The following is a 22618-nucleotide window of genomic DNA, read 5'->3' as shown; positions in this document are numbered from 1 at the left end:
TGTTTTGAAAGTTATGCCTGTGGCCCGTGTGTCAGAATACGCCTGGATTCGTCAGTAATGATCTGTAATGCTACATCAGTAGGTTGTTCGCCTTCGTCACTCAGAATATACTCCATCAGTGCTTTATGTAATTCTTTGGCCGGTGCTTCGGGATTCAGCCTGCGGGCCATGGTATTGATGATGTTTATTTCCTGCTCTTTTACACCACTTACTGTTTGCCATACAAGGCGGGAGACATATATCTGCTGTGCCAGGTTATGGTCATATTCGGCTTTGATGGTCTGTACCAGCATAGCTTCATATACGGCTACATTCATATCTTTCTGGTACACCCTGTTCAATAGATTGCGTGGTTTGATACGTTCTACATAGAGTGTAAGCCGCTCATATGCCTGCAGGCGCATGGGTATGGTAATGTTCTGCGTTTCGTGGAATAGTGCCAACTGCTTGCGGGTGGTCTGCTCCGTAAGGAACTTACTGACGATCATATAAGTGACCATCAGCATGATAAGGGCGGGCAATGTGTACTTCAATATTTCAAGAAAAGTGCCTAAGAAACTATCCATTTGTTGTTTTTTGACTTTTATATGGTTGCAAAATAATGAGTTTCGGTTGGTTATTCGGTATTTTACAGCAAAATCAAGTATAGAAGAAAAGTTATCATGAGTACAGAACAGGAATACTTTGAGATAAATCGCGCACTCTGGAACGAGAAGACCAAACACCATACAGGTTCGGAGTTTTACGATATGGAAGGGTGGCTGAAAGGCGTTACTTCGTTGAAAGAGCCTGAACTGGCCTTGTTGGGCGATGTTCGTGGTAAGGACATACTTCACCTGCAATGCCATTTCGGTCAGGACAGCCTTTCGCTGGCCAGGATGGGAGCGCGGGTAACAGGTACTGATATTTCTGACGAAGCCATTGCCTACGCGCAAAAGCTGAACGATGAACTGAAACTTGATGCCCGTTTTGTACGCAGCGATACTTATGCCGTTCCAGAAAATGTCCGGGAGCAATTTGATATTGTGTTTGCCAGCTATGGCGTGATAGGCTGGCTGCCGGATATGCAACGCTGGGCAGATGTCGTGGCAAAAATGCTGAAACCCGGTGGGTGGTTGGTGTTTGTAGAATTTCACCCGGTAGTATGGATGTATGATAGCGGTTTCAGTCATATTCAATATTCTTACTTTAACTTAGCGCCTATTATAGAGAACGAGCAAGGGACCTATGCCGACCGAAATGCCGATATGCAGATGGAGGAGATAGGGTGGAACCATGCTATGAGTGATGTGCTGCAGAGCCTTATCAATGCCGGGTTGTCTATAGAACAGGTCAGAGAGTATGATTATTCACCATGCAATTGCTTTGCTAATACAGAGCAGGTGGAACCCGGCAAATGGCAGATAAAAGGTATAGGTGGTAAAATACCTATGATGTACAGCCTTATGGCCGTTAAGCAGTTACAGGCATCAATTCTTTAATAGCTTTCAGCAATGTGCTTGCCGCAAAAGGCTTGGTCAGGTACCTGTCTGCACCGGCATTGAGCCCGCGTTGTACATCTGCGGGATCGGCAAAGGCAGTGAGGAATACAAAGGGTATATGTGTTTCCTGTTCTGCTCTTACCTGCTTCAGTATGTCATAGCCAATAATGTCTGGCAACATAATGTCGCAAATGATCATGCCGATATTTTCAGTGCCTAGTAGTTCCAGTCCTTTTTTACCGGAGTCCGCATGAATTGCCTGCACCCCTGCTATCAGCATAATAGATCTGAGCATGCTGGCTATGCCGGGATCGTCTTCAATTATTAATACTTTTTGTTTAGACATGTTTCTTATCTCCTTATTTTTTCAGTGGTATCTGCATGGTAAATACAGAGCCCTCCGTTTGTTTGCTTGTTACTGTTATTGTTCCGTTATGTGTTTTGGCTACATGTTCTACCACCATGAGGCCAATTCCTGTACCTGATATGTTGCCCACATTGCTGGCACGATAAAAAGAGGTGAAGAGGTTATCCAGTTCTTCCTGTGGTATACCAATGCCGTGGTCTTTTACCTCAACTACCAGGTTGTTGCTACTCTTGTATAAACTCAGTTCAGGCGCTTCTTTACCAGGACTGTATTTAAATGCGTTGCCCACAAGGTTGTTAATAGCATGGCGCATCAGGCTCTTATCAAAGAAGGCGGTCTTTACCTCATCGTCGATATGTATCTGCAGGCTGCGCCCGTCTGCATGCGGCATAAACATTTCTCCCGCTACGCTATGTATATATTCCCTGACATCAACCTGTACCGGTTCGAATTTTATCTTGCCACTCTCTATCCTTCCTACCATCAGTAGTTCGTCCAGTATGTCTGTAATGCGGTTCACTTCTTTAACGATACCCGATGTCATGGCATGCGTATCTATCATGGCTGCTACCTCTTCGCCGCTGGTCTCGCACATCTCCAGTATCTCCGCCGACGACATGATAACTGAAAGTGGCGTACGCAGCTCGTGCGAGGTGATATGTATAAAGTGCGACTTCAGGTTATTGAGTTCTTTTTCTTTGGTGATAAGACGTTGCATATTCGCTTCGCGTAGCGTGCGTTCCGTGATATCACTTAGCCGGCCTGCTACCACTTCACCGTCCGCTTCGGTGCGCCTGCACCAAATGTAGTATTCGATATGGGCTGTATCTCCCGTGTCGGGGTTCAGCCTGCGGAAGACACCCTGCTGAGGCAGGTGCGTGTCTTTCAGGGTATCGAAGGCGGCATACAAAAGTTTCCTGTCTTCAGGATATACGTTTTCCATCACCTCGGCGCGGTACTGTCCTTTTATATCCATTTCTCCCAGGTGCATCAGGTTCAGGAAAGCCCGGTTGCAGAACTGAACATTTGCATCAAAGGTCATCTGGAATACACCATCGTTGAGGGTGTCTATCAGTGTGCGGAAGCGTTCTTTTTCCAGTGCTACCGCCAGTTCGCCTTCTTTTTGCTGGTTAATGTTCACCCCATAGCCGATCATGAATTCCATTTCGTCTTTCGGATTGATATACGGATAGAATATGCGCAGTACATAATTTTTCTTTCCGTCCGGGGTGGGGTGTTCGGTTATCCAGGACACTGCCTCGCGCGAGTCCTTAGCTTTATTGAATTTCGCTCTTCGCTCATCGGCAATAGAAACGTCCAGGCCTCTCATTTCTACGTACTCATAATCATCTTTGCCTATCATCCATTTACGTATCCCATCGCTTTTAATCGCCGTTTTATTCAGGTATATATAGCGGTGCTGTGGCGAGAATATGGCTACGTCGGCCGGTATCTCGTTGAGAACAGTATGGAAGAACTCTTTTTGATGCAGCAGTTCATCTTCCTTTTCTTTCAGTATCGTTACTTCCTCATAGTTCCATACATGGCTATGCAACTTACCTTCATCATATATTGGAGAGTACTTACGTACGAATACACGCCCGTCCGCCAATTCTACCTGGTCTTTCTGTTCTTTTCCTCCCTGCAGTATCTCTTCTATGTCCTCTACAAACAAGTCGGGGTGTTTGAACAGGTGCATGAAGTCTTTAGCTGTTCCCGCGCAATCCATCCCTTCCAGCTCTTCGGGTTTGGCATCAATGCCGAAAATTTCGAGGAACTTCTTATTCACATACATGATCTGCCTGTCCGTATTTTCTACCAGCAGCCCTGAAGAGAACGTATTAAAAACCAGTTGCATCGTCTTTACCATACCTGCTAATGATTTTTATTTTGCGTGAAATAAGTAGCTACCAGTTCATTTCTCGAAGTAACATCCATTTTCAGGTATACATTCTTCAGGTGGTGGTTCACCGTGTGGTGCGATATGAACAGCCGTTCGCCTATCTGTTTGTATGACAATCCATCCTTCATGCAACGTATGATCTCCGTTTCACGTTCCGTCAGGTCGAACTGTACCTGTAATTCGGCTATCACATCCCGTTTCTTCAACATGCCTATAAGCTTGGTGGCTACTGCCGGCTGCATATAGCTGCCGTCCGTTTCCAGCTTTTTGAAGGTCTCTGTTATCTCAGCCAGTTTAAATGGCTTGTAGATATAGGCGCTCGCCCCATTCTCAAACGCCTGCATAATAAGCTGGTCGCTGTTGTCGCCGGTCATGATGATAACCGACGTGTCCGGGAAACGTTGTTTCATTTCCGAGATGTGTTCCAGCCCGTTGCTGTCGTTCAGGTGCACGTCCAGCAATATATAGTCAGGTTGTGCAGGTTCTGTTTTGGTCAATGCCCCGATGCCCGGGTGCGAGAAAGCTATATCATAGCTTTGCATAGCGGTGAGGTACCTTTCGATATTTTGCCTGAGTGAGTGGTTATCCTCCAATATGCCAATAGTTTTTTTCTCCATATGTTTTCGTGTTTTTATTGGCTCTCTCTTACTTATGGCAAATATCTGAATTTTGTTGCTAGTATACTGAATTGTACCCACCCGGATAACATGCCTGTAACTACCGTGTAACAATCTGCTAACAAACTGAATTTCAGTTGTTCCCGGGCCTATTTACGGGAATGTTACAAAGGTAGTACCTGGCTGACCCCGACCGTATCACTAATGTTAGTAGTTTTTGTTGATATTGTGACAGATCAGGGGATCTGCTTCCTTTACGACGTAGTCAGGGGACTACGCCGAACGCGTTTATATCGTTTTGTATCGTTTGATATCGTAGATATATGTCTCTCATTTGTCTCATCTAGCTCACTTTGTTCGGTTTATCTCGTTTTTGGGTGGGGTGTCATGATCTTCGGGATGTGCTGCCCGGGGTTTGTGGTGGGTAAAGACGCGGGGTCGGGCAGGTCCGGGATGATAATCCGGTTGCCCTGTTCTATTTCATGGATGATGGCTTCGTACTCGTCCTCACGCTCTTCTATGAACTTTTTGTGCTCGCGCCATTCTTCAAACCGTTTTTCGTGTTCCGCCTTCATGCGCTCAAGGTCTTCGTTGGAAGGGATATAGTCCAGCACCCTCAACCCTTTTTCAGCGTATTGTTTTGCCATGTGGGGGTTGTCTCTTACCATTTCGGCCCTTAAGCCTGCCATATAGTCGGGGCCGTAAAGAAATTCCGTCCGTTCGTAGCTTTTAATATACCTGCGTTCCAGTTCGCGGATGTCTTTTTCGGGTTTGGACTGGTGTTGAGCAGGTTCCGCATTTTGTTTGCCGTAGCGCCTGTACCATTCGTTCTCTATCTTGGTGTCCAGCTCAATAGCCCGCATTACTTCGAAGGGGGTATAGTCTACCTCAATCACTTCTATTCTGTCTTTGAATTTGAAATACTTTTTCTGTTTCGCCCTGCCTTCTATTATATCGCACAGCTTTTTGCGTTTCAGCAGCATGGTGGCTTTTTCCGCTTCCATCTGTTGCTGCTGTTCTTCCTGGTAACGGTCTGCGGCTTCGCGACGCACGGCTGTCAATTGCTGCGTAATATAGTCCCGTACTTCGGGACGGTTGATGAGTTTGCGCGCCGCAATTTTCAGTGCTTCGCCTGATGCTTTGGGATATGCCTTCCGGTAGGCTGCTTCTTTATCGCCCGTAAGGATGTAATGATGGGCGAACAGTTCGTGTTCTATTTTCATAGTGTGATGTTGATTAGCTGATTCGGTAATTAGCTTATTAGCTAATGGAATCAAGGTGATAGAATGGGATAATGTGGGTATTATCCGTTTTGTTTATGTAGGCAAATATACGTTATTTTATTGTTTTTGTAAAATTTAATTTTTCTTGAACTGTTCCCGAATTTGTCAGGACAGGGATTAGTTTGGTTTTTGATAGGCTGTGACCATAAAGAACGGAAATGTAGTTACCCAAGTGGATGCTTGTTTTGTCTACGGACTGAGCGAGACACTCAGACCAGTTGGGGAATTTTATTTGTCTTGAATTGTGATTTTTTTGATTGATGGGCTTTGAGAATGAAAAAATGACTTGCAGATAACAAAAAGAATGAAATCTATATGATCGTTTGTTTATATTTGAGTATAAGCATTTTAATAATGAAAGCCTTTGTACTCCTATATAGCCTGTTATTTATCACAACAGATATCTTCGCTCAAAAAATACACATTTCCGACCTCTCAAACAGATGGTACTTTACTTATATGGACTCTCATGTAGGCCATCCTGGTTATACAGACACAGTTTCTGTACATAGATACTTTACAGGCACAAAAATGATAGATAGTGTTGTGTATAATGAGTATGAGGAATACTGGTCATCGGTAAGAACTTCCGGCCCCTGGACTTACTCTTATAAAAAATATCTTAGGGAAGATACAACTACACATAAAGTTTATGGTATAAATGCACCAAATGGTAATGAATATCTTTTATACGATTATAATTACCAGGTAGGCGATTCAGTATTTGATCCCGGTGCTAACTATTCAATATATTATGTTGATTCTTTAATCACTATAAACATAAATGGCATTGCACACAAAGCTATGCATTACAAGAGTGTAAGTCATTACTATATAGACTATTGGGTGGTTGAGGGTATTGGCTCATTAGTGCAAACTAACCTGGCTTTTCCTGTAATATCGTCAGATCTTATATGCTTCTCTAATAAGGGCAGTACAATTACGCCTCAACATCCGTTTAAATTCAATTGCGCAGACAGTACCTTGAATGTAATGCAACATACTATTACAGATTACAAAGTGAAGGTATACCCACAACCTGCACATGGTAAGGTAAACATCAAGTTGCCGGACCTGGTAGATGATTACAATATGACGATTTATAACAAGGTAGGAGATATAGTTTTTACTGAAAGAGCAAAGGCGGGTAGTGTAGTATCTGTAAAGGGTGATTACAGCACGGGTGTATATGTTTATAAGGTTACAGGGGTTAGTTCTGGTGCCGTTATTACCGGTAAGGTCATATTCAATTAGTGTTTTTGCTGAACTTTGATTTTACAGGTGTTGTTTTCAAAGGACTATTGTGGGAATCAGAAAAGGAATTGCAGTTATTCAAGCGGATGCTTGTTTTGTCTAGGGACTGAGCGGTGGCTCAGACCAGTTGTGACAAATCAGGGGATTTGTTTCCTTTACGACGTAGTCAGGGGACTACGCCGAACGGGGAGATAGGGGGATGAGATACATAATTCAAATATGCTATTATTGCATGATGCCCCGAAACAAAGGCTTACAGGTGATACAAAACTGGCTGTCTGCAAAAGGACTGCAGCCGTTCTCTTTCCAGGAGGAGACGTGGCAGATGTATGTGGAGGGGCAGAGTGGTATTGTGAATGCGCCTACGGGTTTTGGCAAAACCTATTCGGTATTCCTTGCGGTGGTCATCGACCATATCAATCATACTCCCGATTATACCACAAAGATCAACAATGGCCTTCAACTGATGTGGGTGACGCCCTTAAGGGCATTGGCCAAAGATATTGCCCGCGCCATGACCGAAGCACTGGAAGAGCTGGGCATTCCCTGGCAGGTGTCTATCCGCAACGGAGACACCACCACTGCCGACCGTGAAAAGCAGAAAAGGCATATGCCCGAGATATTGCTCATCACGCCGGAGAGTATTCACCTGTTGCTGGCGTCTAAAGATCCTGCCCGGTTTTTCAAACACCTGAAATGTATCGTGGTAGACGAATGGCACGAGTTGCTGGGTAGTAAGCGGGGCGTGCAGGTGGAGCTTGCGCTGGCTCATATCAGGTATTTAAGGTCAAAAGTCAAAACCCAAAACCCAAAAGAAGACGGAGACATCCTAATGCCATTGCGAATTTGGGGTATCTCTGCTACTATCGGCAACCTGGAGGAGGCGATGGCCGTGCTGCTGGGTACAGAGGATAATGGTGTCATTATCCGTTCGGACCTGCGCAAGGAGGTGGCTATACATACTATATTGCCCGAAACGGTAGAGCGTTTTCCGTGGGCGGGGCATATGGGGCTCAGGATGCTGGACCATGTGCTGCCCGTTATCAGGAATAATAAGTCAACACTGTTGTTCACCAATGTGCGTTCGCAAACGGAGCTTTGGTACCAGAGCCTGCTGGATGTGGCGCCCGACCTGGCAGGGGCTATAGCCCTGCACCACAGCAGTATTGATATGGACCTGCGCCTGTGGGTGGAGGAAAACCTGCATAAGGGAACATTGCAGGTAGTAGTGTGTACCGCCAGCCTTGACCTTGGTGTAGACTTTCGCCCGGTAGATACGGTGATACAGGTGGGCAGCCCCAAGGGGATAGCGCGGTTCATGCAGAGGGCAGGGCGCAGCGGTCACCGCCCGGGTGAGGTGAGTAATATACACTTTGTGCCTACACACTCGCTGGAGATAGTAGAGGCCGCCGCACTAAAGAAAGCCTATGAAGATGAGATAATAGAAAGCCGCACACCGGTAGTGCTGGCCTACGATGTGCTGATACAATATATGGTGACCATTGCTACGGGTGATGGTTTTGTCAGTGACGAACTGCTGGAAGAGGTGAGGACCACCCATTGTTATGCAGACCTGGCCAACGATGAGTGGGACTGGATGCTCTCTTTTATAACAACAGGTGGCAAAACGCTGCACGGCTACGACGAATATCATAAAGTGGTTTGTATAGACGGGCTGTACCGTGTCACCAGCAGGCGGGTGGCTATGCGGCACCGTATGCATATGGGTACTATTGTCGGCGACCCTATTATGCAGGTAAAGTTCATGAGCGGAGGCTATGTAGGTACTATAGAGGAGTACTTTATCTCCAGCCTTACACCCGGGGATGCCTTTGTGCTGGCAGGGCGCAAGCTTGAGCTGGTGCAGGTGAAAGATATGGTGGTGTATGTACGTAAGTCGACCGCCGCCAATGCCCGTGTGCCTGCATGGGGTGGGGGCAGGGTGCCTCTTTCTGCCAACCTGGGGTTGGTGCTCAGGCAGGCATTTCAGCAGGCATCAGTGAACCCTGCCGGTAACGAGTTGCTGGAGTTTCTGCAACCGTTGTTTGATACACAGCGCGAACATTCACGCATACCTAAAGAAGATGAGTTGCTGGTAGAGTTCATCAATACCAAGGACGGGTATCATATGTTCGTATATCCTTTTGAAGGGCGGCTGGTGCACCATGCTATGGCATCTATGCTGGCATACAGGCTGACGAAGATCAAGCCCATAACACTGTCCGTCGCCATGAATGATTATGGTTTTGAACTGCTGAGCGACCAGCCCATACCTGTAAGCGAAGAAGATATACATACTTTGTTCTCGCCGGATAACTGGTATGCCGACCTGCAGCGCAGCGTGAATGCTACCGAGATGACACGCCGTAAGTTCAGGGATGTTGCAGTGATATCAGGATTGATATTCCAGGGTTTTCCCGGGGAGTATAAAAAGCAGCGGCATTTGCAGAACTCAACAGGGTTGCTGTATGATGTATTGGTAGATAATGAGCCTAATAGTTTGCTGCTGCAACAGGCTTACCGGGAGGTGCTGACACATGAACTGGAAGCCCCCCGCCTGTATGATGCTTTGGTGCGTATCGCCAACAGTAAAATAATCATAGCGCGTCCTGATACGCTCACACCGTTTTGTTTCCCTATAAAAGTAGATAGCCTGCGTGAAGAACTGACCAGTGAAAAGCTGCAGGACCGCATAAAACGTATGCAGGCTGAGGCAGGCTCAGTATAGCTAAATGGCGGAAACCGTGTAGAGTGGCTGCATACAGCTGTGTGGATAACTACTATGCCTGAAAATGAAAAAATCCTTTGCAGAAATAATGGGGCGCTGTATCTTTGCCGTCCCAAAAAACGAAGTTCTTTTCAGTGCAGCAAGTCAGGAAATTTATTTTCGAAATTTTGAAAATAAATTTGGCGGGTAAAAATACTTTTCTACCTTTGCACTCCCTTCGCAAAAAGGATAGCTCTTAACATAACGGAACACATTGATTATCAGGGTGTTTATAGCGAAATAAAATATCTAAAAAACATTTTGCAAATTGAAAAACACCTTCTACCTTTGCACTCCGTTAGCGGGGAAAGCGGTAACGGAAAGATAACAAGGAGTTCTTAAAATAGTAATAGTGAAGCGGTATAGAGGCTGCGGATCGGGGTTCAACTCCTCATCACTTACAGAAGAGATCGGGTGGTATTTTGCCATGAAGATTTCTGAAGTTCTTTGAAAGATTGGAAATAAAAAAAAACAACAGCGCGATACAGATGAAGTTCTGTATTGCCAGGTAAGGTCCCGCCGATGGCGGGAACCACAATAGCGTAACAAATTAAGTTACACGTCTGATTCTCTTTTTTAAAAAATGAGTAATTAGTCAGTGAACGAACAATTCATTTACAATGGAGAGTTTGATCCTGGCTCAGGATGAACGCTAGCGGCAGGCTTAACACATGCAAGTCGAGGGGCAGCAGGTCTTCGGACGCTGGCGACCGGCAAACGGGTGCGGAACACGTACGCAACATACCCTTTACTGGGGGATAGCCCGGAGAAATTCGGATTAAGACCCCATAGTATGCGAGGAAGGCATCTTCTTTTCATTAAAAATTTATTGGTAAAGGATTGGCGTGCGTCCCATTAGATAGTTGGCGGGGTAACGGCCCACCAAGTCGGCGATGGGTAGCTGGTGTGAGAGCACGACCAGCCACACGGGCACTGAGACACGGGCCCGACTCCTACGGGAGGCAGCAGTGAGGAATATTGGTCAATGGACGCAAGTCTGAACCAGCCATGCCGCGTGGAGGATGACGGCCTTCTGGGTTGTAAACTTCTTTTATATGGGAAGAAAACCGGGGTTTCTACTCCGTCCGACGGTACCATATGAATAAGCACCGGCTAACTCCGTGCCAGCAGCCGCGGTAATACGGAGGGTGCAAGCGTTATCCGGATTTACTGGGTTTAAAGGGTGTGTAGGCGGATATTTAAGTCAGAGGTGAAATCTCCGGGCTCAACCCGGAAACTGCCTTTGATACTATTTATCTTGAATTTCGTTGAGGTTGGCGGAATATATCATGTAGCGGTGAAATGCATAGATATGATATAGAACACCGATTGCGTAGGCAGCTGGCTGAACGAACATTGACGCTGAGGCACGAAAGCGTGGGTAGCGAACAGGATTAGATACCCTGGTAGTCCACGCCCTAAACGATGATTACTCGACATACGCGATACACAGTGTGTGTCTGAGCGAAAGCATTAAGTAATCCACCTGGGAAGTACGTCCGCAAGGATGAAACTCAAAGGAATTGACGGGGGTCCGCACAAGCGGTGGAGTATGTGGTTTAATTCGATGATACGCGAGGAACCTTACCTGGGCTAGAATGCTAGGAGACCGTCGGTGAAAGCCGATTTTGTAGCAATACACTGCTAGCAAGGTGCTGCATGGCTGTCGTCAGCTCGTGCCGTGAGGTGTTGGGTTAAGTCCCGCAACGAGCGCAACCCCCATCTTCAGTTGCCAGCACGTAATGGTGGGAACTCTGAAGAAACTGCCGTCGTAAGACGCGAGGAAGGAGGGGACGATGTCAAGTCATCATGGCCTTTATGCCCAGGGCTACACACGTACTACAATGGGGAGGACAAAGGGCAGCGACCTGGTAACAGGAAGCTAATCTCAAAAACCTCTTCTCAGTTCAGATTGAGGTCTGCAACTCGACCTCATGAAGCTGGAATCGCTAGTAATCGCGCATCAGCAATGGCGCGGTGAATACGTTCCCGGACCTTGTACACACCGCCCGTCAAGCCATGGAAGCCGGGTGTACCTAAAGTCGGTAACCGCAAGGAGCCGCCTAGGGTAAAACTGGTAACTGGGGCTAAGTCGTAACAAGGTAGCCGTACCGGAAGGTGCGGCTGGAATACCTCCTTTTTAGAGCTAGAGCCTGGTAGCTGTTGTTTTTTTTCCATCTTTCAAGATATTGTTCTTTGTAGAATAGTTCTGCCGCTTAGGGGTTAATGCGGAAGTAAGGATCTGATGAAACTGTGCCCCTTTAGGGGTTGGGGTTTAAATAGATCCGTAGCTCAGGTGGTTAGAGCGCTACACTGATAATGTAGAGGTCCCCAGTTCAAGTCTGGGCGGGTCTACTTTTTTTTGAAGTTCTTAATAATAGTAAGGTATCTTATTACCGATGGGGGGTTAGCTCAGCTGGCTAGAGCACCTGCCTTGCACGCAGGGGGTCATCGGTTCGACTCCGATATCCTCCACTTTTTTTGACTGAGGGGATGGGTATTGAGTGGTAAGATATAAATGATGTAACAGTAACCAGGCTGTACATTGGGTTCAAGTCCTTAACATCAGCAAGAGGTTTTTTAAGATCTCGAAGTTCTTTGACATATTGGGTAGCAATTTTTTTTGTAGAACGTGTTTTTTCTAAAGCACTAAAAATATTTAAAGCGAATAAGGGCGTATGGTGGATGCCTAGGCACTAAGAGGCGATGAAGGACGTGGTAAGCTGCGATAAGCTATGATAAGCTGCATACAAGCGATATAATCATAGATTTCCGAATGGGACAACCTAATACACTGAAGGTGTATTACTCGAAAGAGAGCTAACCCGGGGAACTGAAACATCTAAGTACCCGGAGGAAAAGAAAATAACAAATGATTCCCTAAGTAGTGGCGAGCGAACAGGGAAAAGCCCAAACCAGGGGGGCGTGCTCCCCTGGGGTTGTAGGACTACATTTAGAAACGGACATCAAACTGAACCATCTGGAAAGTTGGGCGAAACAAGGTGAAAGCCCTGTAGGTGTAAATTGTCCGGGACGCGTAGTATCCTGAGTAAGGCGGGACCGGAGGAATCCTGCCTGAATCTGCCGGCACCATCCGGTAAGGCTAAATACTCCTTAGTGACCGATAGTGAACCAGTACCGTAAGGGAAAGGTGAAAAGTACTCCGAACAGGAGAGTGAAATAGTACCTGAAACCGTACGCTTACAAGCGGTCGGAGCCCTTTGGGGTGACGGCGTGCCTTTTGCATAATGAACCTACGAGTTGCTCCTCACTGGCGAGGTTAAGTTCTTAAGTAACGGAGCCGCAGCGAAAGCGAGTCCGAATAGGGCGATATAGTCAGTGGGGGCAGACGCGAAACTTTGTGATCTATCCATGGGCAGGCTGAAGGTTAGGTAAAACTAACTGGAGGGCCGAACTCGTAAACGTTGAAAAGTTTTGAGATGACCTGTGGATAGGGGTGAAAGGCCAATCAAACTGAGAGATAGCTCGTTCTCCCCGAAATGTTTTTAGGAACAGCGTCATAAATTAATGTATCATAGAGGTAGAGCTACTGACTGGGCTAGGGGGCTTCACCGCCTACCAAACCCTGACAAACTCCGAATGCTATGATATATGTATGGCAGTGAGGCTGTGGGCGCTAAGGTCCATGGCCGAGAGGGAAATAACCCAGACTATCATCTAAGGTCCCTAAATCTATGTTAAGTTGAACAAACGAAGTTCGAACCCTAAGACAGCCAGGATGTTGGCTTGGAAGCAGCCATTCATTTAAAGAGTGCGTAACAGCTCACTGGTCGAGGGTTCGGGCACGGAAAATGATCGGGCATCAAACATAGTACCGAAGATATAGATCACGCTTTCGGGCGTGATGGTAGGGGAGCATTCTAAACTGCGTTGAAGGTGTACCGTAAGGTATGTTGGAGCGTTTAGAAAAGAAAATGTAGGTATAAGTAACGATAAAAGCAGTGAAAAACTGCTTCGCCGAAAGACTAAGGGTTCCTGATCAACGCTAATCGGATCAGGGTTAGTCGGGTCCTTAGGCGTACCCGAAAGGGGAAGCTGATGGAAAACTGGTTAATATTCCAGTACTTGTTAATAATTCGATGGGGTGACGGAGAAGTGAAAAGCCCGCGAGGTGACGGAATACCTCGTTAAAGCGTGTAGTTATACGTCTGGTAGGCAAATCCGCCGGATGTGACGAACGTGATAGTACTCTAAGGCTTCGGCCGGCGAGATAGTGGCTGTAATCCTGCTCACGAGAAAAACCTCTAAGTTATGTTATTAACAACCCGTACCGTAAACCGACACAGGTAGTCGAGATGAGTATTCTAAGGCGCTCGGGTGAGCCGCGGAGAAGGAACTAGGCAAATTATAGCTGTAACTTCGGGATAAAGCTATCCCGCTTCGGCGGGACTCAGTGAAATGGTTCAACCAACTGTTTAGCAAAAACATAGGGCCCTGCAAATTCGAAAGAAGACGTATAGAGCCTGATACCTGCCCGGTGCCGGAAGGTTAAGGAAGCTTGTCAGGAGTAATCTGAAGCTTGCGACTGAAGCCCCGGTAAACGGCGGCCGTAACTATAACGGTCCTAAGGTAGCGAAATTCCTTGTCGGGTAAGTTCCGACCTGCACGAATGGTCTAATGAGTTGAACACTGTCTCCTCCGCGAGCCCGGTGAAATTGTAGTATCGGTGAAGATGCCGGTTACCCGCCACGGGACGAAAAGACCCCGTGAACCTTCACTACAACTTTGCATTGATTTTGGATAACAGATGTGTAGTATAGTTGGGAGACTGTGAAGCAGGTGCGCCAGCATTTGTGGAGTCATCGTTGAAATACCAACCTTCTGTTATTTAGAGTCTAATCCCATTGAAGATGGGAGACATTGCATGGTGGGTAGTTTGACTGGGGTGGTCGCCTCCTAAAAAGTAACGGAGGCTCGCAAAGGTGCCCTCAGTACGGTTGGTAATCGTACATAGAGCGTATTAGTATAAGGGTGCTTGACTGTGAGGCTGACCAGCCGAACAGGTGCGAAAGCAGGCTAAAGTGATCCGGTGGTTCTGTATGGAAGGGCCATCGCTCAAAGGATAAAAGGTACTCCGGGGATAACAGGCTGATCTCCCCCAAGAGCTCATATCGACGGGGAGGTTTGGCACCTCGATGTCGGTTCGTCACATCCTGGGGCTGGAGAAGGTCCCAAGGGTTGGGCTGTTCGCCCATTAAAGTGGCACGTGAACTGGGTTCAGAACGTCGCAAGACAGTTCGGTCTCTATCTGTGGTGGGCGTTAGTAAATTGCGTGGACATGACCTTAGTACGAGAGGACCGGGTCGTATGTACCGCTGGTGTATCTGTTGTGCCGCCAGGTGCAGTGCAGAGTAGCTATGTACAGCCAGGATAAGCGCTGAAAGCATCTAAGCGCGAAACCTTCCACTAGATGAATTTACTTTTAAGTGCCGTCAAAGACGATGACGTTGATAGGCTACAGGTGTAAAGGTGGTGACATCAAAGCCGAGTAGTACTAATTGCACGTAAGCTTTAACTTTATTTACTCTTGAAGGGTAGATCAGAACAAGTTTTTTAAGAATCATGTTCGTTAATACAAGATCAATTGTTCCCGATATGTCGATATTATTATAGTCCAAAAGGCAATGACTAAAGATCTTATGGTGGTATTGCCGAGGGTGTTCACCTCTTCCCATTCCGAACAGAGAAGTTAAGCCCCTCATGGCCGATGGTACTGCTAAGGCGGGAGAGTAGGTAGCTGCCATATTTACTGAAAGACCCCTCAACTTTTTTGTTGAGGGGTCTTTTGCTTTAGGGAAATGCCATATAGGCGATTGTCTATTAATTGCAATAATAGCCTTAGGGAAATATGGCATTGAATTACAATCTTTACCTTAGTTGTATATTCTTGAATTATGCATATCCGAATAACTCTGTTTATCATTATCTCATGCCTCTCCTACAGGGCTGCATGCCAGACTGAGCCGGTGTCTAAAAGGTATATGTACGAAAAGCCTTTTGAATGTTCTGATATTGCACACCAAAGTTCCATTTCATTTGCCGGGTTTATACAGTCACGTCAATACGACTCAGCGGATCAGGTGCTGAATTACTGGGAGGGTAAGTGCGGTACGCGTGAACCTATTTTCAGGGCAAGGGTCATATTGGCAATTGCTAAAGGTGGTGACGCTGACTCATTTGTAAACGAGCAAAATTTTGATCATTTCGAAAACTATATGCATAGGGCAGAAATGATACAGAACAGGAACTACCTGCCATATGATTATAGTCAGCCATATTTCGGTTATGTGCCTGTGGGGCAGGAGTTTGATAGTTTTTCTACGGAATTTTTTAAAATGAAGTGTGCAGAATTGAAACAAGACACCAATACGGTAAATTATCTATTGTGCAGGTTTTATGGATATAGTACAGAACACTTCTATTTAAGTTTACAGACGGGAAGATATGAGCGCAGCAACATTAGCAAGGAGTACTATAAGCTGGTAAATAAATATATAAACAGGCCTGAGTTTCATTGGTCGTTACTGGGAGGTGTGTGGATACCAACAGGCAATATCACGATACTGGGGACACACCCACGCGTAGGTGGACAAATGGGTATGAGATATAAAAAGCTAACTACAGATCTAACAGTAGCATTTAACTTTTTAAGATCGAAAACACCTTATAATGCAAAACGTGTACGATCTGATCAATCTGTTGTTGTTACAGATAAGTATTTTGGTGGGTACATAGGTTTGGATGCAGGGTACTGCACCTGGTCTAAAAAGAAAAACGAGTTGCTGGTATTGTCAGGAATAGGACTGGATGGCTTTGACGCGATAGATGCAGATACCATAAATAATCTAAAAGCTGAATCTACCTGGACTTACAATTTCAATTTTGGTGTTGGGTACAGGTACTATATAGGTCAATCCGTTTATGTCGGATTGAGAGCTAAATATAACATTGTAAATTATGCACTAACAGGAGCTGTAGACTTTACGGGCAATCCCTTTACCGTAACGCTTGTTGTTGGTGGTTTTAGCAATGACACAAAAAGGTATGCCCTGAAAGCACTCGATTATGATCCGCACAATTAGTTGCTGTACAGGATTGAGCAGTAGATGTTTTATTGCGGTATGTTATCTCTTTCGCCATTCCTTATAACTCTTCTTTTTGGGTTTTGCGGGTGACTTTTGTTCGTTGTTCTTAGGTAGTTGTTTTGTTTTTACCTCTTGTTTCTGTTGGGTGTGTTTTTCCTTTACAGTCCTTTCTTCTGCTGATTGTGTTTTGCTGGAAGAAGCAACCAGCCTGTTCATTTCATCTATTTCCGGTTGGGTGAGCAATCGCCATTTGCCTACGGGCAGGTTACCTAAGTGTACATTCATAATACGTACCCTTGTCAATGACATAACCTTGTAGTCCAGGTGCTGGCACATGCGGCGTATCTGCCTGTTCATGCCTTGTGTCAGTATGATGCGGAATCTTTTATTACCCTCTTTTTTTACAATACATTTGCGGGTCATCTTCCCCAAGACAGGCACACCGTTGCTCATCTGTTGAATGAACTCAGGTGTAAGAGCTTTGTTGACGGTAACTATATATTCTTTCTCGTGAAAGTTGCCCGCGCGTAATATTTTATTGACTATGTCTCCATCGTTTGTCAGGAATATCAACCCGTCAGAGTCTTTGTCCAGTCGCCCGATGGGGAATATCCTTTTAGGGTAGTTGATAAAGGAAATGATATTGGTTTTGTCTTTCAGGTCGGTAGTAGAGGTGATACCCACTGGTTTGTTCAGGGCGATGTATATGGTAGTTTTCTTTTTGGTGCCCTTTAGTTTTTCTCCATCTATTTCTACCGTATCGCTGTCAGCTACACGTGTACCCGAAAAAGCAGGCTCACCATTTACGGTGACCCTGCCTTGTTCAATATATTTATCTGCTTCTCTGCGCGAGCAGAAACCGGTGGAACTGATGTATTTATTCAGGCTTACCAGTTCTGCCTCATTGTTGTTATGTGTATGCATATATTATTTTGCCCTGCGGAACAGGTAGCGGGTGATGAACAATCCGCCCGAACTTGAACCTTCAGATGTTTGCGCATGCGAGCCGGTTACCACGCTCATCAGCTCCCATCCTTCGTTACTATATCCGTTGATGCGTTCAACAATAGCCTGGTCGTTGTTGGCAATATTCTTAAAATTCAGTCCTACCATGCTATAAAAGTTTTTCAGGTCTTTCTCCAGCAATTGTCCGTTGTTGTCGGTGGTAAGTATTCTTGACCGTCCCATACCTCCGGGGATAACAGATTCTATAGTTGAGAACTGGAAGTACTCATAGGTTACCCCTTGCTCAGCCGGTGCAGGCCTGAATGAAAATACCGCCATAACGATCATGGCAGTGAAAGCTGTAATAGATAACGTCTTCAATGTCTCTTTCATAAAATTTTTTTTTAATGTTGTAAAAATGGTTTTAAAAAATGTTGCCTTCTCTTTTCCAGCTTGCATACTGGCGTATTTTGGCGTATTTTATTCTTACTTCCATTGATGACAACTTACATACCAGGTACCCCCAATATCCGTCTAAAAAACCTGCCCTGATAATGTAGTCGGTGATGAACTTCCACTTAGGTACCAGCCATATTTTTAATATGCTGCAATCTTTACCTCTTTCCACGGCCGCCCTGGCGCTCAGTTCGCTGAATTTTTCTATTTGTCTTATATGGTCAGAAATAGAGTTGAAGCTATAGTGCAGCAGATCGCCTTTCAGGTTGCCAACAGGGCTGTTGCCGGCAGGCTGCCAATATTCGTGCACTTTTAACCCCGCCCATTTACCATTTGTCCTGTCGAACAGCCTTGTTTTCTTGTCAGGATACCATCTGCCATGCCTTATCCATTTGCCGCAGTAGTTGGTACACCTGTTATGATTATAATGTTTATACTGCGGGTTTTGCTTTACGGCCAGTATGCTATGGCTAAGTTCGGGGCTCAAAGCTTCATCCGCATCAATTGAGTATATCCAGTCGTTTGCTGCGGCTTCTGTAGCCAGAGTTCGCTGGGTTACATAATCAGTAAACGGTTGCAGTACAATCTTTGCACCTAATTGTTTAGCTATACTTACGGTATTGTCTGTAGATAAGCTGTCCACCACTACGATCTCGTCCGCAATATCTTTTACAGACTGTATGCATCGCTCAATGGTGGCTTCTTCATTTAGTGTTATGATGACTACACTAAGCTTTATCATGAACTTTTATTAAAAAACCCGGAAGTAGCTCCCGGGTTGTAAAAATAGTATTTATTGCGTGGACTATGATAATAGCTGCTGTCTGAGCAGGAACTCTAACTGTGAATTGGTAACACCCAGCTTTTCAGTCAGTTCTTTTTCATCTTTACGTAGCTTATAGATATCATACGCCCTTTGTATGGTCATATCCAGTTCTTCCTCATTCCATGGTTTTGTCAGGTAATGGAAAATCTTACCCTTATTCACCGCATCTATTACAGCATTCAGGTCGGCATAGCCGGTAAGTAATATGCGCATAGGGTCGGGGTGTTTTTCCAGTATTTTTTCCAGGAACTCCACACCCGTCATATTGGGCATACGCTGATCTGTAATGATGATGTCTATTGCCTCAGAGTCCATTATTTTAATGGCTTCTTCACCGCTGATGGCTGTAAATACTTTGTACTTGATCCGGAAAGTAGCCTTGAACGACATCAGGTTATGTTCCTCGTCATCCACATACAGCACTTTGATCTTATCTAATTTTGTGTCTCCCATTTTAATGCAATAATTAGCTTTACATTTGCATCAGGTACAATGTAGGAAAAAAAATATACAAAACGGAATTTATTTATTTTTTTATCCTTGTATCCTGGACATTTTTACGTTACATATACACTAATACTTCTCCGGATCATGTCAGACAATAATCAAGAAGTCTTCAAAAATAGTAAAGAAATCAATACTGTGTATCAACCTGATTTTTACAGGCTAACAGAACAGGGTGCCAAACAGAGGCTGGAGGCCCTCATCAGCTCTGATAAAAGTATTACAGTAATTGATGAATTGGATGGTCAACTCAGGGAACTGGTTAAAATACTCAACCCTAAGGTCAAGATCAAAGATGATGAATACCCCGCATTGGTAGAAAAACATTTGGCCGGGCGCAATCCTGAAGAGTATGGTGTCTGGGTATACTATCCATGGTCAAAAAAGGTAATTCATTTGCTGGATGAGGAGGAGTTTGTTGAAGTAAGAACGAACAGGAACCGCTATAAACTCACCAAAGCTGAACAGGAATACCTGAATACAAAAGCTATTGGTATCATAGGTTTGTCAGTAGGGCAGTCTATAGCTTTAACAATTGCCATGGAGCGTATTTGCGGTGAGTTAAGACTTGCTGATTTTGATACAGTAGAGTTGAGCAACCTGAACCGCATACGAACAGGCTTGCATAACCTGGGGTTAAAAAAGACCATACTGGCAGCACGAGAGATACTTGAAATAGACCCGTATTTAAATGTAAAAGTCTTTAACGAGGGTATTACAGACCGTAATATCAATGAGTTTTTTGAAGGAGGAAGGAAACTGGACCTGCTGGTAGAGGTTTGTGATGGCCTGGACATCAAGATACAAAGCCGTTTTAAAGCAAGAGCATTAAAGATACCGGTAGTAATGGATACCAATGACAGGGGAATGCTGGATGTGGAACGGTTTGACCTGGAGCCGGACCGGCCGGTGATGCATGGTCTTGCCGGCGATCTTAATCCTGAAATGATCAAAGACCTGACCAATGAACAGAAGATACCGTACATACTAAAAATGGTGGGTGCCGATACAATATCTACAAGGTTGAAGGCATCTATGATGGAGGTAGAGCAATCTATTAATACATGGCCGCAACTGGCGTCATCTGTTGTATTAGGTGGTGCTCTCACAACTGATACAGCCCGCAGGATATTGCTCGACCAGTTTCATGATTCCGGCAGGTATTATATAGATTTTGATGAGTTGGTATCAGACAAGAAAAAGCCGGATCAAAAGGCGCCTCATTTCAGTAACCCCTTTCAGCCATTGGAACTGAACGAGATGAAAGAGATTGTTTCTCGATTGCAACTGGAGACAATAGGCTATCAACCTTCGGATGAAGAGTTGGACAAACTTGTAGATGCAGCTATTATTGCGCCATCTGCCGGTAATAACCAGCCCTGGAAGTGGTTGTATACAAATGGATGGTTATTGTTGTTTCATGACAAGTTCAGGTCATGGTCGTGGGGAGATTTTGCAGAGATGGGAGCACATATGGGGTTGGGCACTGCCATAGAGAACGTTCACCTGCAGGCTCAACTGATGGGGCTAAAAGACAATGTGCAGATCTTTCCATTGCGGGGAGAACCTAAACTCATTGCAGCAATATATTTCGAAAAGACAGGTGTACAACCCGGACGGGAGGATAAATTACTTGCCGAAAACATTTATACCCGGTGTACCAACCGTATGTTGGGCGAACGTAAAAAACTACCCTTTGAATTTTATCAGCAAATAGACTATCTTGTTACTGGAAGTAGCGACGTTAAGTTGCTCCATACTGATAAAGAGGATGATCTTGATGAACTGGGCCGTATCATGGCTGCTTGCGACAGGATAAGAATGCTGCACCCCCAGGGGCACGAAGAATTCTACAGTGAAGTGAGATGGAACAGCAAGCATGCGGAAATGACACGCGATGGTATTGAGTTGGATGCAGTTGACCTGACGCAGGGTGAAAAGGCTGCATTTAGAGTAGGTACTGATTGGTCAGCTATCAGCCTGTTATCGGAGTGGGGCAAAGGAGATGCTTTCAGAAGATATTCTCAAGTAACAATGAAAGCAGCGTCTGCAGCATTGTTATTTGCTATACCTGGTTTTGAACATGAAAAATTGGTAAATGCAGGTAGGGCGGTGCAACGGGTTTGGATATACGCCAATACACAAGGTGTGACGGTACACCCGATGTTGTCGCCTGTTTTCTTTTTTAGCAGGATGGTAGTTGGAAAGGGAGAAGAACTACCTGGTTTCGCTAAAGAAGAACTTGCAGGGTTGCGGGAAAGCTTTTTAAAGATATTCCCGTTGCTCAATAAGGATGAGGGAGAATATTCAGAAGTCTTTCTGATGAAACTTGCACAGACCGACAAGGTGGGTGTGAGGTCATTAAGGAGGAACAAAAAAGATATATTCTATAGAGAGTAATGTTAAAGATCAGGGTATTTAGAGCTATTGATGATCTGGAATCATGCCGGCGTTTCGCAGAAGGACATGCGAACGTTCTGAGGGATTATGGTGTGACCAAAGTTACATCCTCTAAAAACGATTGGTTTTACAATCCCGATGTATACGTTGCGCTGGTTGAGATGGAGGACACAGGCGTTGTGGTTGGTGGTGAGCGCATACACATGGTGAATAAGAAATATCCGCTTCCGATAGAAGAAGCGGTGTCTGTAGTAGAGAAAAGGATATTTGACCTGGTAGCAGATTACGCAGATAATAAGGTTACCGGTGAGCTGTGTGGTTTATGGAATGCAAAGGCCATAGCCGGCAAAGGTGTAAGTATCCTGCTTACAAAATTAGGAGTTGCCATGGCCAACAGGCTAAAAATGGACAGCCTGTTTGTGCTGTGCGCACCTTATACGGTGAGTATGTGCCAGGCCGCAGGATTTGAAATTGAAACATCTATCGGTAATAACGGTACATTCATATATCCTAAGTTGGATCTTGTGGCAACTGCCCTGGTTGTAAAAGATATTGAAGGATTAAATACTGCAGCCGATGGGTTTAGAAAAGAAATATTTTCTTATATTGAGAAGCCTGTCAGCAATACAATAGTTCTGGGTGAGAAAGGAGAAACTGAAGTTGCATACAACTTGTTGCTGCCTAATAAGGATTAAGAGTAATGAAAGCA

Annotated in this window: 16 protein-coding genes, 2 tRNA genes and 3 rRNA genes; 11 read left to right on the top strand and 10 right to left on the bottom strand. The window is 45.2% G+C overall.

The window, feature by feature from the left end:
• Positions 1-11: 11 nt before the first annotated feature.
• A complete protein-coding gene (locus tag H6550_10480; GenBank protein ID MCB9046547.1) occupies positions 12-566 on the bottom strand; it encodes a hypothetical protein in 555 nt (184 codons plus the stop codon).
• Positions 567-662: 96 nt separating this feature from the next.
• Between H6550_10480 and H6550_10475 the strand changes: the two genes are divergently transcribed.
• Complete coding sequence (locus H6550_10475) at positions 663-1481, top strand: class I SAM-dependent methyltransferase (protein MCB9046546.1); 819 nt, start codon at positions 663-665, stop codon at positions 1479-1481.
• Here the strand turns inward: H6550_10475 and H6550_10470 are convergent.
• From H6550_10470 to H6550_10455, 4 genes are all read right to left on the bottom strand, one after another.
• A complete protein-coding gene (locus H6550_10470) occupies positions 1453-1827 on the bottom strand; it encodes a response regulator (protein MCB9046545.1) in 375 nt (124 codons plus the stop codon). The two genes, H6550_10475 and H6550_10470, sit on opposite strands and share 29 nt — an antisense overlap.
• Positions 1828-1840: 13 nt before the next feature.
• The gene (locus H6550_10465; GenBank protein ID MCB9046544.1) at positions 1841-3718 is read right to left on the bottom strand and encodes a PAS domain-containing protein; all 1878 of its coding nucleotides are present in this window, start codon (positions 3716-3718) and stop codon (positions 1841-1843) included.
• Between the two features lie 5 nt (positions 3719-3723).
• On the bottom strand, positions 3724-4368 hold the full coding sequence (locus H6550_10460; protein ID MCB9046543.1) for a response regulator transcription factor: 645 nt from the start codon (positions 4366-4368) through the stop codon (positions 3724-3726).
• A 362-nt stretch (positions 4369-4730) separates the two neighbouring features.
• On the bottom strand, positions 4731-5591 hold the full coding sequence (locus tag H6550_10455) for a hypothetical protein (GenBank protein MCB9046542.1): 861 nt from the start codon (positions 5589-5591) through the stop codon (positions 4731-4733).
• A 519-nt stretch (positions 5592-6110) separates the two neighbouring features.
• Here H6550_10455 and H6550_10450 point away from each other — a divergent pair.
• Both H6550_10450 and H6550_10445 read left to right on the top strand, forming a co-directional pair.
• The gene (locus H6550_10450; protein ID MCB9046541.1) at positions 6111-6905 is read left to right on the top strand and encodes a T9SS type A sorting domain-containing protein; all 795 of its coding nucleotides are present in this window, start codon (positions 6111-6113) and stop codon (positions 6903-6905) included.
• 232 nt (positions 6906-7137) lie between these two features.
• Positions 7138-9633, top strand: a complete 2496-nt coding sequence (locus tag H6550_10445) for a ligase-associated DNA damage response DEXH box helicase (protein ID MCB9046540.1) — start codon at positions 7138-7140, stop codon at positions 9631-9633.
• Positions 9634-9954: 321 nt separating this feature from the next.
• Here the strand turns inward: H6550_10445 and H6550_10440 are convergent, their stop codons facing one another.
• Positions 9955-10101: a hypothetical protein gene (locus H6550_10440; GenBank protein ID MCB9046539.1), complete on the bottom strand. Its 147-nt coding sequence runs from the start codon at positions 10099-10101 to the stop codon at positions 9955-9957.
• A 186-nt stretch (positions 10102-10287) separates the two neighbouring features.
• On the opposite strand from H6550_10440, the gene H6550_10435 reads away from it, so the two are divergent.
• The 6 genes from H6550_10435 to H6550_10410 all read left to right on the top strand — a co-directional run bounded on the left by H6550_10435 (position 10288) and on the right by H6550_10410 (position 16775).
• Positions 10288-11820 (top strand): 16S ribosomal RNA (locus tag H6550_10435).
• A 133-nt stretch (positions 11821-11953) separates the two neighbouring features.
• A tRNA-Ile gene (locus H6550_10430) sits at positions 11954-12027 on the top strand.
• 46 nt (positions 12028-12073) lie between these two features.
• Positions 12074-12147, top strand: a tRNA-Ala gene (locus H6550_10425).
• A gap of 177 nt (positions 12148-12324) precedes the next feature.
• A 23S ribosomal RNA gene (locus H6550_10420) occupies positions 12325-15214 on the top strand.
• Positions 15215-15331: 117 nt separating this feature from the next.
• Positions 15332-15439: ribosomal RNA gene (gene rrf / locus H6550_10415) — 5S ribosomal RNA — on the top strand.
• The 16S, 23S and 5S rRNA genes sit together here with 2 tRNA genes alongside, the layout of an rRNA operon.
• Before the next feature lie 148 nt (positions 15440-15587).
• Positions 15588-16775 carry a hypothetical protein gene (locus H6550_10410; GenBank protein MCB9046538.1) on the top strand — a complete coding sequence of 396 codons (1188 nt, stop codon included), beginning with the start codon at positions 15588-15590 and terminating at the stop codon, positions 16773-16775.
• 42 nt (positions 16776-16817) lie between these two features.
• Here H6550_10410 and rluF read toward each other — a convergent pair whose 3' ends face one another.
• The 4 genes from rluF to H6550_10390 form a co-directional block, all read right to left on the bottom strand.
• Positions 16818-17702: a 23S rRNA pseudouridine(2604) synthase RluF gene (gene rluF / locus H6550_10405; protein MCB9046537.1), complete on the bottom strand. Its 885-nt coding sequence runs from the start codon at positions 17700-17702 to the stop codon at positions 16818-16820.
• Between the two features lie 3 nt (positions 17703-17705).
• Positions 17706-18116, bottom strand: a complete 411-nt coding sequence (locus H6550_10400; GenBank protein ID MCB9046536.1) for a hypothetical protein — start codon at positions 18114-18116, stop codon at positions 17706-17708.
• A 31-nt stretch (positions 18117-18147) separates the two neighbouring features.
• Positions 18148-18921, bottom strand: a complete 774-nt coding sequence (locus H6550_10395; GenBank protein MCB9046535.1) for a glycosyltransferase family 2 protein — start codon at positions 18919-18921, stop codon at positions 18148-18150.
• Between the two features lie 63 nt (positions 18922-18984).
• Positions 18985-19458 carry a response regulator gene (locus tag H6550_10390; GenBank protein ID MCB9046534.1) on the bottom strand — a complete coding sequence of 158 codons (474 nt, stop codon included), beginning with the start codon at positions 19456-19458 and terminating at the stop codon, positions 18985-18987.
• A gap of 138 nt (positions 19459-19596) precedes the next feature.
• Between H6550_10390 and H6550_10385 the strand changes: the two genes are divergently transcribed.
• Positions 19597-21909 carry an Rv1355c family protein gene (locus H6550_10385; protein MCB9046533.1) on the top strand — a complete coding sequence of 771 codons (2313 nt, stop codon included), beginning with the start codon at positions 19597-19599 and terminating at the stop codon, positions 21907-21909.
• Positions 21909-22604, top strand: a complete 696-nt coding sequence (locus H6550_10380; protein ID MCB9046532.1) for a hypothetical protein — start codon at positions 21909-21911, stop codon at positions 22602-22604. The genes H6550_10385 and H6550_10380 overlap by 1 nt, the downstream gene beginning before the upstream one ends.
• The last annotated feature ends 14 nt before the right edge of the window (positions 22605-22618 follow it).

Source organism: Chitinophagales bacterium (genome assembly GCA_020636495.1).
Lineage (GTDB): Bacteria > Bacteroidota > Bacteroidia > Chitinophagales > Chitinophagaceae > UBA5543.
This window is presented reverse-complemented; position numbering and strand designations above follow the sequence as displayed.